Annotated in this window: 9 protein-coding genes; 5 read left to right on the top strand and 4 right to left on the bottom strand. The window is 61.7% G+C overall.

All coding sequences use genetic code 11. The features are described from left to right. Positions 1 to 14 precede the first annotated feature (14 nt). Positions 15 to 2,804 carry a bifunctional [glutamate--ammonia ligase]-adenylyl-L-tyrosine phosphorylase/[glutamate--ammonia-ligase] adenylyltransferase gene (glnE, locus tag RSF91_RS05020; RefSeq protein ID WP_332567382.1) on the bottom strand — a complete coding sequence of 930 codons (2,790 nt, stop codon included), beginning with the start codon at positions 2,802 to 2,804 and terminating at the stop codon, positions 15 to 17. A 183-nt stretch (positions 2,805 to 2,987) separates the two neighbouring features. Between glnE and RSF91_RS05015 the strand changes: the two genes are divergently transcribed. Genes RSF91_RS05015 through RSF91_RS05000 form a run of 4 tightly spaced genes read left to right on the top strand, consistent with a single transcriptional unit; the run spans position 2,988 to position 10,583 of the window. Beyond that, complete coding sequence (locus RSF91_RS05015; protein ID WP_332567381.1) at positions 2,988 to 7,064, top strand: YhdP family protein; 4,077 nt, start codon at positions 2,988 to 2,990, stop codon at positions 7,062 to 7,064. After that, positions 7,061 to 7,876 (top strand): carbon-nitrogen hydrolase family protein, encoded by an 816-nt coding sequence (locus tag RSF91_RS05010; protein ID WP_332567380.1) that lies wholly within the window; start codon positions 7,061 to 7,063, stop codon positions 7,874 to 7,876. Before RSF91_RS05015 ends, RSF91_RS05010 begins: the two co-directional genes overlap by 4 nt. Then, complete coding sequence (locus RSF91_RS05005; RefSeq protein WP_332567379.1) at positions 7,873 to 9,948, top strand: two-component system sensor histidine kinase NtrB; 2,076 nt, start codon at positions 7,873 to 7,875, stop codon at positions 9,946 to 9,948. Before RSF91_RS05010 ends, RSF91_RS05005 begins: the two co-directional genes overlap by 4 nt. A gap of 5 nt (positions 9,949 to 9,953) precedes the next feature. Beyond that, positions 9,954 to 10,583, top strand: a complete 630-nt coding sequence (locus RSF91_RS05000) for a response regulator transcription factor (RefSeq protein ID WP_332567378.1) — start codon at positions 9,954 to 9,956, stop codon at positions 10,581 to 10,583. A 64-nt stretch (positions 10,584 to 10,647) separates the two neighbouring features. Here RSF91_RS05000 and RSF91_RS04995 read toward each other — a convergent pair whose 3' ends face one another. After that, entirely contained in the window at positions 10,648 to 11,304 is a 657-nt protein-coding gene (locus RSF91_RS04995; RefSeq protein ID WP_099739415.1) for an OmpA family protein, read from the bottom strand. Between the two features lie 199 nt (positions 11,305 to 11,503). Further along, on the bottom strand, positions 11,504 to 11,674 hold the full coding sequence (locus RSF91_RS04990) for a hypothetical protein (protein ID WP_332567377.1): 171 nt from the start codon (positions 11,672 to 11,674) through the stop codon (positions 11,504 to 11,506). On the opposite strand from RSF91_RS04990, the gene mltA reads away from it, so the two are divergent. Beyond that, positions 11,673 to 12,848, top strand: a complete 1,176-nt coding sequence (gene mltA, locus RSF91_RS04985) for a murein transglycosylase A (protein WP_332567376.1) — start codon at positions 11,673 to 11,675, stop codon at positions 12,846 to 12,848. The two genes, RSF91_RS04990 and mltA, sit on opposite strands and share 2 nt — an antisense overlap. 145 nt (positions 12,849 to 12,993) lie before the next feature. On the opposite strand, the gene RSF91_RS04980 is transcribed toward mltA, so the two are convergent. Next, positions 12,994 to 13,506, bottom strand: a complete 513-nt coding sequence (locus tag RSF91_RS04980) for an Lrp/AsnC family transcriptional regulator (protein WP_332567375.1) — start codon at positions 13,504 to 13,506, stop codon at positions 12,994 to 12,996. Between the last annotated feature and the right edge of the window lie 131 nt (positions 13,507 to 13,637).

Genomic DNA, 13,637 nt, shown 5'->3' with positions numbered 1-13,637 from the left:
ATCGCTTGGCTTTTCTACGTGGGCAGCGTGGCAGCCTCACCGCGAAAAACGGTATTCCAGAGCTTGAGCACCGCTTCGCGCTGGGGTTTGGCCAGCTCAGGCTCCAGCTGGCCGGATCGCTCGTCGAGCCGGGCTACGTGCTGCAGACGGCGCAGCTCTCGGTAGGCCTTGGCGGCTTCGTAGCCCACGGTTTGGGGCAGCAGGCCCGCATCTTCGGCGCGTTGCAGCAGGGCGATGTTGCCGACGTTGGCAATCAGCTCTGGGTGAGCGCCGGATTGCGACAAAACCAGGTACTGCACGGCAAATTCCGCATCCACCATGCCACCGGGGCTGTGCTTGACATCAAACAGGCCGCCGCGCACCGGGTGGGCGCTGCGCACGCGTTCGCGCATGGTTTCAATTTCGCTGCGCAAGGCGACCGGGTCACGCGGCGCGGTGATGACGGCCTCGCGCACAGCGTCAAAGCGCTGGTGCAGGTGCAGATCGACAACGGGCTCGCCTGCGGGCGAGGGGAAATCTCGGCTGCCCAGTACAAAGCGGGCGCGGGTCATGGCCTGGTGCTCCCAGGTCCAGGCGGTGTTGCTGCCGCGCTGCTGCTGGTAGTTGGCATAGGACTCGAAGCTGCTCACTAGCAGGCCCGAGTTGCCGTTGGGGCGCAGGGCTGTGTCAATCTCGAACAGGTCGCCTTCTCCGGTTTTGACGGTCAGCCAGTTGATGAGCTTGCGCACATAGGCGGCATAGACCTCGGGCGCGCGCTCATCGTCGTCGTCAAACACAAAGACGATGTCCAGATCGCTGCCGTAGCCCAGCTCTTTGCCGCCCAGCTTGCCGTAGCCGACGATGCCAAAACGTGGCGTATCGCGGTGGCGGTTTTTAAGGCGTGCCCAGCACCACTGGGCGGTGATGCGCAGCACGCTGTCGGCCAGAGCGCTCATATCGTCAGCGACCTGTTCTACGGTGATGCGGCCTTCAATATCGCGCGCCAGAGTGCGAAAGACTTCCGCATGGTGGGCACGGCGCAGCAAGTTGAGCAGGGTTTCGTCATCATCTTCGCCCGTGGACTGCAGCGCGGCCAGACGCATGCTGAGCTCGCGTTCGAAGTCAGCGGCCACAAAGCGTTCTTTCAGAATGGCATCGCTGGCCAGCTCATCAATCACGCCGGGGTGTTGCTGGAGGTAGCGCGCAGGCCAGCGTGCTGCACCCAAAAGGTGTAGCAATCTTTCGTGCACTGCCGGGCGCTCCAGTAATAAAGCCAAGTAGCTTTCGCGGCGCAGCAAGGGCTCCAGCCATTGCATGAAACGCTTGGCAGCTTCTACGCTGGCCTGACCACTTTCCAGCCATTGCGCGGTGCGCTCTACCAGTCGGAACAGGCGGGCGCGGGTTTCATCGCGCAGGCCGTTGATGCGGGCGTTGTTGCGCCAATCCGCTACCTGGCTGGCCAGCACCGGGGGCAGGGCTTCAATCAGGTCTTCAATGTCTCTGGGCGTGTTGCTGCTGGCGGCCGTCTTGGCGCTGCCGCAGCTGCCTTTGCTGCATTGCTGGGCATCGCCGCCGAGCAGGGTGTCGAACTCCTGGGCCACCAGTTCCCGGTGCTCGTCGAGCTGGTGCAAAAAGCCCCGGACATCGGCAAAGCCCAGCGTGCGGGCAATCCACAGCAGATCATCGTCGCGTGTGGGCAGCACATGGGTCTGCTGGTCGTCCAGGTACTGGATGCGGTGCTCCACCTGGCGCAGGAAGGTATAGGCGCGGCTCAGGGCGTCGGCAATCTCGGCGCTCATCAGGTTGGCGCGTACCAGTCGCTCCAGTGCTTCGAGCGTGGGGCGGCAGCGCAGCTCAGGGAACTGGCCGCCGCGCACCACCTGCAGCAGTTGCACGATGAATTCAATCTCGCGGATGCCGCCGCGTGACAGTTTCACGTCATTGGCGCGCTCTGGGTGACCGGCGCTGCGCTTGGCGGCATGGTCGCGAATCTGGCGATGCAGAATGCGCAGCGAATCAAACACCGAGTAGTCGAGGTAGCGGCGGAACACAAAGGGCAGAACCACGCTGCGCAGGGCTTGCACATTGGGCGACTGAACATCGGCCAGCGGCGCGACGATGCGGCTTTTGAGCCAGGCAAAGCGCTCCCATTCGCGCCCGTGAATCTGCAGATATTCCTCCAGCGATGCCAGAGAGACCGCCGGTGCACCCGAGTTGCCATTGGGCCGCAGGGCCAGGTCAACGCGGAAGACAAAGCCGTGCTCGGTGGTGTCGCCGATCAAGCCGAAGATGCCTTTGACGGCGCGGCCAAAGTATTCGTGGTTGGAGAGCACGCCCCGGCCATCGGGCTGACCAGTGGATTCGCCGTCGTGCTCGTAGACGTAGATCAGGTCGATGTCGCTGGAGACATTGAGCTCGCGCGCGCCCAGCTTGCCCATGCCAATTACCCAGAACTGCACAGGCTGGCCTGCGGGGCCTTGCGGTGCGCCGTGGCGTGTGTCGAGTTCTGCGCGCACCTGTGTGCATGCACGGTCTAAAGCCAGCTCAGCCAGCTCAGTGACTGCGCGGGTTACTACAGAAAGAGGAGCGCTTTGCTCGCAGTCCAGGGCAATGATGCGATCCATCACTAGCTGGCGCAGCACGCGCAGAGCCGCCGACAGATCCAGGCCCCGCGATTGCAGCGTGGCCAGGGCCTGCTCCATCAGAGGGCGAACAGGTGCGCCGGGGGGCAAGGCGTCAAACCAGTTTTCGTAACGGCGGTGAAGGCGCTGGACAAAGCGCGAGTACTGGGCCGGGGAAGAAACATTGAGGGCGTTTTCTGCCATGGTTTGCTCTGAGGACTGCATGCGGACCGTAAAAAATGGTGTCAGGCAGGCAGGTAATCAGCTCGGCAACGTATGGTTACCGCCACGTGCGCGGAGGCGCCGGTCATAATTCCTGCCATTCCTGGGCCACCGATGATCGAACCGAAACCACTCCCATCTCGCCAAATCCATAGGCTGGCCAGCGTGGCACGGTGGTCATTAGGACTGGTCCTGAGCCTGTGGCTTTTGCTGGCCACCGTGTGGGGGGTACTCCATTTCTGGATTGTGCCGCGAATCGGAGAGTGGCGTCCCGAGCTCGAAACCCTGGCCTCACGTACGCTGGGTGTACCGGTTTCCATTGGTTCTCTGAGCGCCTACCGCTCTGGGCTGGTGCCCACTTTTGAGCTGGGTGACGTGGCCCTGCACGACCCTGTCAGCCAAAGTGAGGCCTTGCGTTTGCCCAAGGTGGTGGTGGCGGTGACGGCCCACTCGTTAATGACCCTTGGTGTTGAGCAGATTTATGTGGAAGGCCCGGATCTGACGGTGCGCCGCGCGGCGGACGGGCAGATTTTTGTGGCCGGTATTGCCGTGGCCTCAGACCCCAAGCAGGGCGCGGACTCTGACTGGATTTTTTCTCAGCCCGAAATCGCCATTCGCCACGGCAAGCTGCAGTGGGTGGATGAGATGCGCGGGGCGCCGCCATTGCAGTTGCAGGATGTGGACTTGGTGATGCGCAACAAGCGCTGGAGCCATTCGCTGCGCCTTGATGCGACGCCGCCAGAGGACTGGGGCCAGCGCTTTACGGCCATGGGCAGCTTCAAGGAGCCGCTGCTGTCAGTGCATGAAGGGCGGCTGGAGCGCTGGAGCGGTCAGGCTTATCTGGACTTCCCGCACATCGACTTGTCGCAACTGGGCCAGTATCTGGACCAGCAGGACTGGAAGCTGCAGCAGGGCAAGGGTTCTGTGCGCGCATGGGTCGATCTGACCCGTGGCCAGCCTGTGGGCGGGGTGGCGGATGTGGCAGTGCAGCAGCTGCAGCTGCAGTGGAAGGACAAGCCCGAGCCGCTGGCGCTGCAGGCCTTGCAGGGGCGGCTGCGCGCCAGGGATCAGAACGGCTATCAATTTTCAGTACAGGGCCTGAAGTTCACCGCTGATGACGGCCTGCACTGGCCGAAGGGCGACTTCAGTCTGAACTACACACCTGCTGGGGCGGCAGAGCAGGGCGCTCAGGGTGAGCATGGCGATGTGCAGGCCGACGGTATTGATCTGGCCATTGCCGCGCAGATGCTGCAGCGCCTGCCAGTGCCAGAAGCGGTGCAGACCCAGGTCAAGGCGCTGGCACCGGCCGGGCAGCTCAGTGACCTCAAGCTCTCATGGCGCGGGCCGCTGCAGGAGCTGGCGCAGTACAAGGCCTCGGGCCAGTTTGCGCAGCTGGCTTTGCACTCGCAAGTGTCGCCAGATGGGCCGGATCATCTGGGCATTCCGGGTTTCAGGGGTTTGAGCGGCAAGTTCACGCTGGATCAGGACAGTGGCGAGGCGACGCTGGCCAAAACGCCCGGTACCGGGCAGGCCATGATGAGTTTCCCAGGGGTGTTTGAAGACCCCGATGTCCCCTTTGATCAGCTGGAGAGCACGGTGCGCTGGGAGATCAAGGACAAGGGCCAGACGATCAAGGTGCAGGTGCCCAGACTGCGCTTTGCCAATGAAGATACGGCGGGGCAGGCGCAGGCCAGCTGGCAGACCGGCGCAGGCACCAAAGAGCAGCCGCGCTTTCCAGGGCTGCTGGATTTGCAGGGGCAACTGAGCCGTGGCAAGGGTGAGCGTATCTACCGCTACCTGCCCAAGGAGCTGGGCAGCGATGCGCTGCGCTATGTGCGCGAGGCCATTACCTCGGGCCAGGCCAGCGTGGTGAATTTCCGCGTCAAGGGCGAGTTGGAGCAGATACCGTTTGAAAAGACTGGCAAGGGCGACTTTCACATCAGCGCGCAGGTGCATGACGTCAATTACCAGTTTGTGCCCAGCTACCTGCTCAACCCCGGTGAAAAACCGTGGCCACCGCTGACCAAACTCTCGGGCGAGTTGGTGTTTGATCGCAACTCCATGCAGGTGCGCAAGGCCAAAGGCTTTCTTGGCAACACCCCCATCGTGGTGGATGAGGCACAGGCCGGTGTGGCTGACTGGAACAAGACCGAAGTCGAGGTCAATGCCAAGGCCCATGGTGCTTTGAGCGATATGTTGAATGTGGTTCAAAGCTCTGCCCTGTCTGCGCTAACAGCTCATGTTTTAGATAGCAGCCGTGCCACTGGCAATGCCAAGCTCAACCTCAAGCTGCATCTGCCCACCATGCATATGGCGCGCAGCACGGTGCAGGGCGAAGTCACGCTGGCGGGTAATACCTTGCAGCTCATGCCCGATGTGCCCGTGCTCAGTCAGGCGCGCGGCAGCGTGATGTTCTCAGAGACAGGTTTTCAGCTTCAGGGCGTGCAGGCCAAGGCGCTGGGTGGCGATGTACGCATTGAGGGCGGCATGAAGCCCGCAGCGGATGCGGCAACGCCGCCGGTGCAGGTGCGTGTGGATGGCGTAGCCACGGCGCAGGGTCTGCGCGATGCCAAGGAGATGAGCGAGCTGTCGGCACTGGCGCAGCACCTGCAGGGCCAGGCGCGTTATGGCGTGCAGATCAAGGTTTTGCACAGCGTTCCTGAAATCACGGTTCAGTCCGACCTGCAGGGTATGGCCGTGCAACTGCCTGCGCCGCTGGGCAAATCTGCAGACAGCGCCGTGCCTTTGCGCGTTAACCGCATCGTGCCGCCAGTGGTCAAGCCGCTGACTGATCAGATCAGCGTGCAGTGGGGAAGCCACGCAGCCGCCCTGCTGGAGCGCGATATCAGTGGCGAGCAAAACCGCATCACGCGCGGCAGTCTGGAGCTGCTGGAGTCTGGCAAGGCGGAAGTCAGCCTGCCGCCATCGGGCATACATGCCAATGTGCGGCTGCCGGTGCTCGATCTGGATGCCTGGAGCCGGTTGCTGCCCGAGGAGAAGGAAGCCACGGCTGGAGTGGCGGGAAATACGGAAGAGATCTGGAGGCAGTTCGTGCCGCAGCAGCTGACGCTGAAGGCTCAGGAGGTCAAGCTCCACGGTCGGTCGCTGCACGATGCATCGCTGCAGCTCACCCATGCCAACAAGGTCTGGGTCAATCAAATTCAGGCGCGTGAGCTGGCGGGCCGAGTGGAGTACCGCGAGCCATCTACGCAGGAGCCGGGCGGGCTGGTTATCGCCAAGCTCTCGCGCCTGACGATTCCCGATGGGCCTGACGAGGGGCTGGATGCCGCTGCAACCCAGGCCAGTAATGTGCGTGAGTTGCCTGCCTTGCAGGTCAGCGTGGATGATTTTCAGCTGGGTAAGCGCTCGCTGGGCAGTCTGGATGTGGTGGCGCGCAACCACTGGCTTTCTATCGGGCCGGGGCTGTGCGAGTGGCAGCTGTCGCGTTTCAATATCAACACCCCCGAAGCGACTCTGACAGCGCAAGGCTCATGGGGCACGCGCAGCAGCGATACAAAACATCCGGGCCAGACGCGGTTGCAGTTCCAGCTCAACCTGCGTGATGTGGGCAAGCTGCTCACTCGCTTTGACATGCCCGGAGTGGTGGCCAACGGCCAAGGTGATCTGCAAGGGGAGATCAGCTGGACGGGATCGCCTGTGACGCCGGTGTTCAAAACCATGAGCGGAGCCTTGCACCTTGAGGTGCAGAAGGGCCAGTTTCTCAAGGCGGACCCGGGGCTGGCCAAGCTGCTGGGGGTGCTGAGCCTGCAGTCCCTGCCAAGGCGGCTGACACTGGACTTCCGCGATGTGTTCCGCAACGGCTTCTCGTTTGACTTCATGCGGGGCGACGTCACCATTCAGCGCGGTATTGCCAAGACGAATAATATGCAGATGAAGGGTGTCAACGCCGCCGTGCTGATGGAGGGCTCGGCTGATCTTGACAAGGAAACGCAGGACCTGCATGTGGTGGTGGTGCCTGAGATCAATGCGCTGACGGCCTCGCTGGTGGCCACGGCCATCAACCCGGTGGTGGGGCTGGGCAGCTTTTTGGCGCAGATGATTTTGCGCGGGCCGCTAATTGCTGCAACCACCAAAGAATTCCACATTCACGGCAGCTGGGAAGACCCACAAGTAACGGAAATGCCACGCCGCAGCGTGCCCAAGTCCGGCCCGGCCACAGAGCCTGCGGCCAGTGATGCAGGCAAGGAAACTGCCCCCGCAACCTCACAGGAAAAACCATGAAAATTGCTGCCCTGCAAATGGTCTCTGGCCTGAATGTGGCCGCCAATCTGGCACAGGCACGCAGCCTGATGCAGCAGGCCGCAGCGCTTGGGGCTGAGCTGGTGGTGCTGCCCGAGTATTTTTGCGGCATGGGCGCCAGGGATACGGACAAGCTGGCCTACCGCGAAGCCTTTGGCAATGGGCCGATTCAGGACTTCATGGCACAGGCTGCCAAAGAACTGCAGCTATGGGTGGTGGCAGGCACGCTGCCGCTGGCGGCGGATGACGATCAGCATGTGCTTAACAGCAGTCTGGTCTATGCACCCAGCGGTGAGTGCGTGGCGCGCTACGACAAGATTCATCTCTTTCAGTTCGACAACGGGCGTGAGCATTACACCGAAGCCGCCGTGGTGCAGGCCGGGCAGCAGCCCGTGGTCTGTGACATACAGGCCAAAAGTGGTGAAACCTGGCGTCTGGGCTTGAGTGTCTGCTATGACCTTCGCTTTCCTGAGCTGTACCGCGCCCTCAGCGCGCAGGGCGCTGATCTGCTGCTGGTGCCCAGCGCCTTTACCCACACCACGGGGCAGGCTCACTGGGAGGTGCTGCTGCGCGCCCGGGCCATTGAAAACCTGGCCTATGTGCTGGCACCGGGCCAGGGCGGCGTGCATGAAAACGGCCGCAAAACCTGGGGTCACAGCCTGCTGATCGATCCCTGGGGCGAGGTGCAGGCGCTGCAGGCTAGTGGCACGGGCGTGGTGCTGGGTGAACTGAGCCGTGACCGCCTGCAGCAAGTGAGACAACAATTACCGGCTTTGACCCATCGCGTGCTGTGACTGAATCGCTGAACTCCACTCTTGATGAACTTCCCGAGGACCACCCCGCCCATTGGCCCTGGCGGCGCTGGCGCATGGCCTGGAAGCGCTGGTCGCTATGGACTTTGCTGGTGGCGCTGGTGGTCAGCATGCTGGTCACCATGGTGTGGCTGGCCGGACGCTATGAGGCATCGCAGGTGCAGGAAAAGCTGGAGCGCGATACCGCCAATGCGGTGGGCGACATTCGCGCAGCGCTGGGCCGCAATCTGCAGGACTTGCTGGCGCTGAACGCACACAGCAGCAACCATGCCGCATGGCGGGCGCGTGCGGCTGATCTGCTGCAGCAGCGCCGGGACTTGATGCGCATTGAATGGCGCAGCGAGAGCATGGGCATGATTGAGCATGCCGAAACACCTTATCGCACCTTGCTGCTGGAAGAAGAAAACCATGCGCTGGAACTGCACTCCAGCGAGGCGCTGATCTGCTCGCAGGCGCGGCGGGCCAATGGGCCTTCGTACTCTGCGAGCAAGTTTCAGCTGCTGGGTGAAGGGCTGGGCACGGAGACCATGCAAGTCTGCATGCCGCTGACGGAAAACGGGCATGTGGTCGGCTTTGTGCTGGGCACGTACAGCCTGCAGGGCATTCTGATGACGCAGGTCGCCAAGTCCTTGCCGCGCACTCAGGAGGTGTCATTTACCGAGCCTGATGGCACCCGTCTGGCCATGGTGGGCGCGGCGTGGCGTGGCTCGCGCATGTTTACGGCCCAGCAACTGCTGGACTTGCCCGGCAACACGCTGGTGCTGCGCATGGACAGCTGGCATCACGCGCCCAGCGTGTTCCCCAATGTGATGACGGCGCTGGTCACGGCCATGTCTATTGCGTTGATTTCGGTGGTGGTGGTGCTGGTGCGCGATAACCGCCGCCGCCTGCGCGCCGAGCGCGATCTGGGCGATGCGCTGGCGTTTCGCAAGGCCATGGAAGACTCTCTGGTCACAGGCATGCGGGCGCGTGACCTGCAGGGGCGCATCACCTATGTGAACCCGGCCTTTTGCAATATGGTGGGTTTTACGGCCAAAGAATTGCTGGGGCTGAATGTGGCGCCTTACTGGCCGCCAGAGCTGGCGCAGGAATATGTGAACCGGCGCGATCAGCGGCTTGCAGGCTTGCTGCCCATCCCTCGTCAGGGCCATGAGAGTGTTTTTATGCGCAAGAATGGATCGCGCTTTCCGGTGCTGATTTTTGAGGCGCCTTTGATTACCGCTCAGGGCCAGCACACGGGCTGGATGAGTGCCTTCATCGACATCAGCGAGCAGCGCCGCATGGAAGAAGTCTCACGTGCCTCGCATGAACGTCTGCAGGCCACGGCCCGCCTGGCCACGGTGGGCGAGATGGCATCCATGCTCAGCCATGAACTGACACAGCCGCTGGCCGCCATTTCCAGCTATGCCACGGGCTCGCTCAATATCCTAGCGCATGAGACTGCAGGCTCGGGGGATGAGCGCCTCAATGACTTGCGCATGGCCATGGAGCGCATCAGCGTTCAGGCCGACCGTGCGGGCAAGGTCATCAAGAGCGTGCGCGACTTTGTGCGTCGGCGCGATAAATCCAGAGAGGCCGTGCAGCCCATTGAACTGATTGATGCCGTCATGCCGCTGGTTTATCTCCAGGCGCACAAGCTCCATGTGACGGTTCAGCTCGAGCTGGAGCCCGAGCTGCCGGGCGTCCTCTGCGATGCCACCATGGTCGAGCAGGTGCTGCTCAATCTGGCGCGCAATGGCATGCAGGCCATGGATGTTCCGGGCCTGACGGACCGTGTTCTGACATTGAGAGTCCGACGCAGTTCTGAGGGGGATAGCGGGCGTTGGGTAGAATTTTCCGTCATGGACCGTGGATCGGGTATTTCTGAAGAAGTCGCCGAGCTGCTGTTCACCCCCTTCTTCACCACCCGTTCGGAAGGCATGGGCCTGGGCCTGAGCCTGTGTCGCACGGTGGTTGAGCAACATGGCGGTCATCTTGATTACCGCCCGCACCTCCCACAGGGTACGGAATTCGTCTTCACGCTTCCGTCCCACTGGGAACCCACAGAAAACTAGGCTTCATGGAACCTGTAACCGACGCTACCGTCTATGTCGTGGATGACGATGCCGCTGTCCGAGAGGCATTGGCATGGCTGCTGCGTTCGCGCAGATTGCTCAGCGAGTGCTATCGCAATGCCGAAGAATTCGAGCAGGCCGTGCTGCAGACCAACCCCGTGAAGCGCCGCCCCGCCTGCCTGCTGCTCGACATGCGCATGACAGGCATGAGTGGCCTGTCCCTCTTCAATCGCATGCTGGAGCGCAACCAGATCGAGGCCATACCCGTGATCTTTTTGACCGGTCATGCCGATGTGCCCACGGCGGTTGATACCGTCAAGCGCGGCGCGTTCGATTTCTGCGAAAAGCCGTTCTCGGACAACGCGCTGGTGGATCGTGTCGAGCAGGCGCTGGCGCTGTCCGCCGAGCATCTTGCCGTTTTGCAGGAGCGCGAGGCGGTGCGCAGCCGCCTGAGTGAGCTGACTGACCGTGAAAAAGACGTGATGAAGCTGGTGGTGGAAGGCGTGCCCAACAAACTGATTGCCGACCAGCTCGACATCAGCGTGCGCACCGTGGAAGTGCACCGGGCGCGTGTTTTTGACAAGATGCAGGTCAAGTCTGCGGTGGAATTGGCCAACCTGCTGCGCCACGCCTGAAATACAGGCCGCTGAAATGAAAAAGCCCCGAACTTCGGGGCTTTTTGCTGGGCCAGAGCCAGGCTTAGCGAGCGCGTTCGCCCACAAAGATTTCAACGCGGCGATTGCGCGAGCGACCTTCGGCAGTGGAGTTAGATGCTACGGGCTGGCGCGAGCCCATGCCCTGCACCTGAATGCGGGCACCGTTCACGCCGCGTGATGTCAGGTAGTTGCGTGTGCTTTCGGCACGCTGCAGCGACAGAGGGTCGTTGATGGCGTCAGAGCCTGTGCTGTCGGTGTGACCGATGATGCGCACTTCTGCGTTGGGGTTGTTGCGCAGGCCGTCGGCAAAGCGATCGAGGATGGGCGCAAAGTTGCCCTTGATGTCGGAGCGGCCGGTGTCAAAGGAGATGTCGCTGGGGATGTCCAGCTTGAGCTGGTTGTCAGCGGTCTGAGTCACGCCCACGCCAGTACCCTGGGTCGCGGCTTCCATTTCAGCTTTTTGCTTTTCCAGATTCTTGGACCAGATGTAGGAGCCCAGAGCGCCCACGCCCGCACCAATCAGCGCGCCAGAGCCTGCGTGGCCGCCGGCGATGGCACCGATGGCTGCGCCACCCAGTGCGCCCACGCCTGCGCCTGTGGCGGTGCGACGTGTGGTGTCCGACATGCCACCCGTGTTGGCACAGCCGGTGATCAACAATGCAGAGGCCAGAGCGGCCGTCACAGCCATTTGCTTGCGCATAGAAAACTCCTTAGTTAGGTGAGTGACCTTAAGCGGTCGTGCAAAAACCAGCGCTGCTGGAATGCGGCAATGACGCTAGCGTACTGCCAAGAAGCCATGAAAAACGTAGGACGCCCGCTAGCGCATGGTTTTGGATGAAAAAGATTGTCACTGTCTGTGGATGGCGTGGCAACTTTCCACGAGCATGCAGCGCCATGCGCTAATCTGGATTCGGCTTGTCTTGCACCGAGTTTTTATGAGTTTTCGTTGGTGCCATCGCCTCTTCTGACGAGAGTAACTCACCCTTTTTTCGACCCGAGAACATGGTCCACCACACAATAGCGGCCAGAATCGCCAACGCTAGCAGTGCTTCAAGCAAAATCAGACCCATGAATGTCCATCTCCTGCGCCATGCTTTACTGGCGCTGATTGTAGGAACCCTGGTGGCTTGTACCACCACCAAGCAGCAAAACGACCCGATGCCGGTGCCAGAGATGGCTCCGCACGGTGGGGCTGCGACTACGCCCAAGCCACCGTTTACTGCCAATGTACCCACTAAAAGCCGCTGGGTGCCAGTGGAATGGGGGGATTTGCCCGGTGTTCCGCAGGACTCGCTCAATGAAGCCTGGAATGCCTGGATTAAAAATTGCGAGCGCCCCAGCACCGTGTTTGCAGGTCTGTGCGGGGATGTGCGGCGCCTGAGCATTGCTTCAGAGGGCGAACAGCGCAGCTGGATGATGAACACCCTGCAGCCCTTCCGAATCGAGGCTGGCACGGGCAGTCCAGACGGCATGCTGACCGCCTATTACGAGCCCGTGTTCGAGGCGCGCCGCGTGCAGGGCAATGGCTTCAATGTGCCGCTGTACCAGACACCGCAAGGCTTTGGCAAGCGCAAGCCATGGTTTACACGCCAGCAGATCGACACCAATGCTGAAGCGCAGTCTGCGCTGGCAGGCCGAGCCATTGCCTGGATGCGTGACCCGGTGGACATGTTGGTGTTGCACATTCAGGGATCGGGCCGCCTGATGCTGACCGAGAACGACGGTCGCCAGCGCATGGTTCGCGTGGCCTATGCCGGCACCAACGACCAGCCCTACAAGAGCGTGGGCCGCTGGTTGCTGGATCAGAACCTGGTGCGCGATGCGACCTGGCCCGGCATCAGTGCCTGGATTGCAGCCAATCCCTCGCGCGTGAACGAGATGCTGTGGAGCAATCCGCGCTATGTCTTCTTCCGTGAAGAGGCGCTCAACGATTTTGATGCCCAGTTCGGCCCCAAGGGCGCGCAGGGTGTGGCGCTGACGCCCGGCCGATCGATTGCGGTGGACCGCAACAGCATCCCTTACGGAACGCCAGTCTGGCTGTCCACGCCTGGACCAACGGTGTCGCTCAACCGCCTGGTGTTTGCGCAGGACACGGGCAGCGCCATTGTGGGCGCAGTGCGTGCTGACTACTTCATGGGCTGGGGCCCTGAGGCCGGTGATGTGGCCGGCCGCGTCAAGCAGCCGCTCAAGCTCTGGGCTTTCTGGCCCAAGAGCCTTGTCAGCTCTGCGCCGCACCTGCGATAAAGCACAGCCCTTAAATAACAGGAGCGCATAGCGCTCGTCGCATCTGGGTTTCAGCATTCAATATGCCGATAACCTAATGCGGGCGAGCGGTATGCGCTCCTTTTTTATTCCTTCGCACTCGCATCGCTGCGGTGGATGGCTGGCGCTATTTCTTGCCCGCCGCTTTATGGGGCGGCAGCTTGTTGAACAGCGTGTCTGGCAGCGGCAAAGCCGTGCTGGATTTCACTTCACCCAGAGAGAAGGTGGTGTGCACATCCTTCACATTCGGCAGGCGCAGCAGCACATTGCGCACAAAGCCTGAAAAGCTCTCCAGATCCTTGCTCACCACCTGCAGCTCGAAGGTGCCTGCGCCGCTGATGTAGTGGCAGGACGTGACCTCGGGTAGCAGGCGGATGGACTCCTCCATGCTCTGCGTGATGTCGGCCGTGTTCTGCGCCGCATCCACGCGCACAAAGGCCAGCACGCCAAGGCCCAGCTTGTGCCGGTCCAGCGTGGCGTGATAGCCGGTGATATAGCCCGCTTCTTCCAGCGCCCGCACACGCCGCCAGCAGGGCGCGGCGGACAGGCCCACGCGCTGGGCCAGTTCGGCATTGGTGAGGCGGGCATCCATTTGCAGCTCATTCAGGATGGCCCAATCGAAACGATCAAGTTGGTTCATTGATTGAAATTTACAGCAAGATTCTTTCAAAAACTAGGTTAATCCCGGCAATAAAAAGAAAGCTCTATTCAGGCGGTTTTCCTTAAACTTTGGCAAACAACTGGCGTTCACTGCATATGGCGCAGTAATGC

It is taken from the genome of Comamonas sp., from assembly GCF_036643215.1.
Taxonomy (GTDB): Bacteria; Pseudomonadota; Gammaproteobacteria; order Burkholderiales; family Burkholderiaceae_C; genus Comamonas.
The sequence above is the reverse complement of the archived record's forward strand: the minus strand, read 5'-3'. Positions and strand labels throughout refer to the sequence as shown.

Coding starts and splice junctions, on each gene's coding strand:
- RSF91_RS04995 (WP_099739415.1), bottom strand. CDS start 11,304: ATGCGCAAGCAAATGGCTGTGACGGCCGCTCTGGCCTCTGCATTGTTG.
- RSF91_RS05000 (WP_332567378.1), top strand. CDS start 9,954: ATGGAACCTGTAACCGACGCTACCGTCTATGTCGTGGATGACGATGCC.
- mltA (WP_332567376.1), top strand. CDS start 11,673: ATGAATGTCCATCTCCTGCGCCATGCTTTACTGGCGCTGATTGTAGGA.
- RSF91_RS04980 (WP_332567375.1), bottom strand. CDS start 13,506: ATGAACCAACTTGATCGTTTCGATTGGGCCATCCTGAATGAGCTGCAA.
- glnE (WP_332567382.1), bottom strand. CDS start 2,804: ATGGCAGAAAACGCCCTCAATGTTTCTTCCCCGGCCCAGTACTCGCGC.
- RSF91_RS04990 (WP_332567377.1), bottom strand. CDS start 11,674: ATGGGTCTGATTTTGCTTGAAGCACTGCTAGCGTTGGCGATTCTGGCC.
- RSF91_RS05010 (WP_332567380.1), top strand. CDS start 7,061: ATGAAAATTGCTGCCCTGCAAATGGTCTCTGGCCTGAATGTGGCCGCC.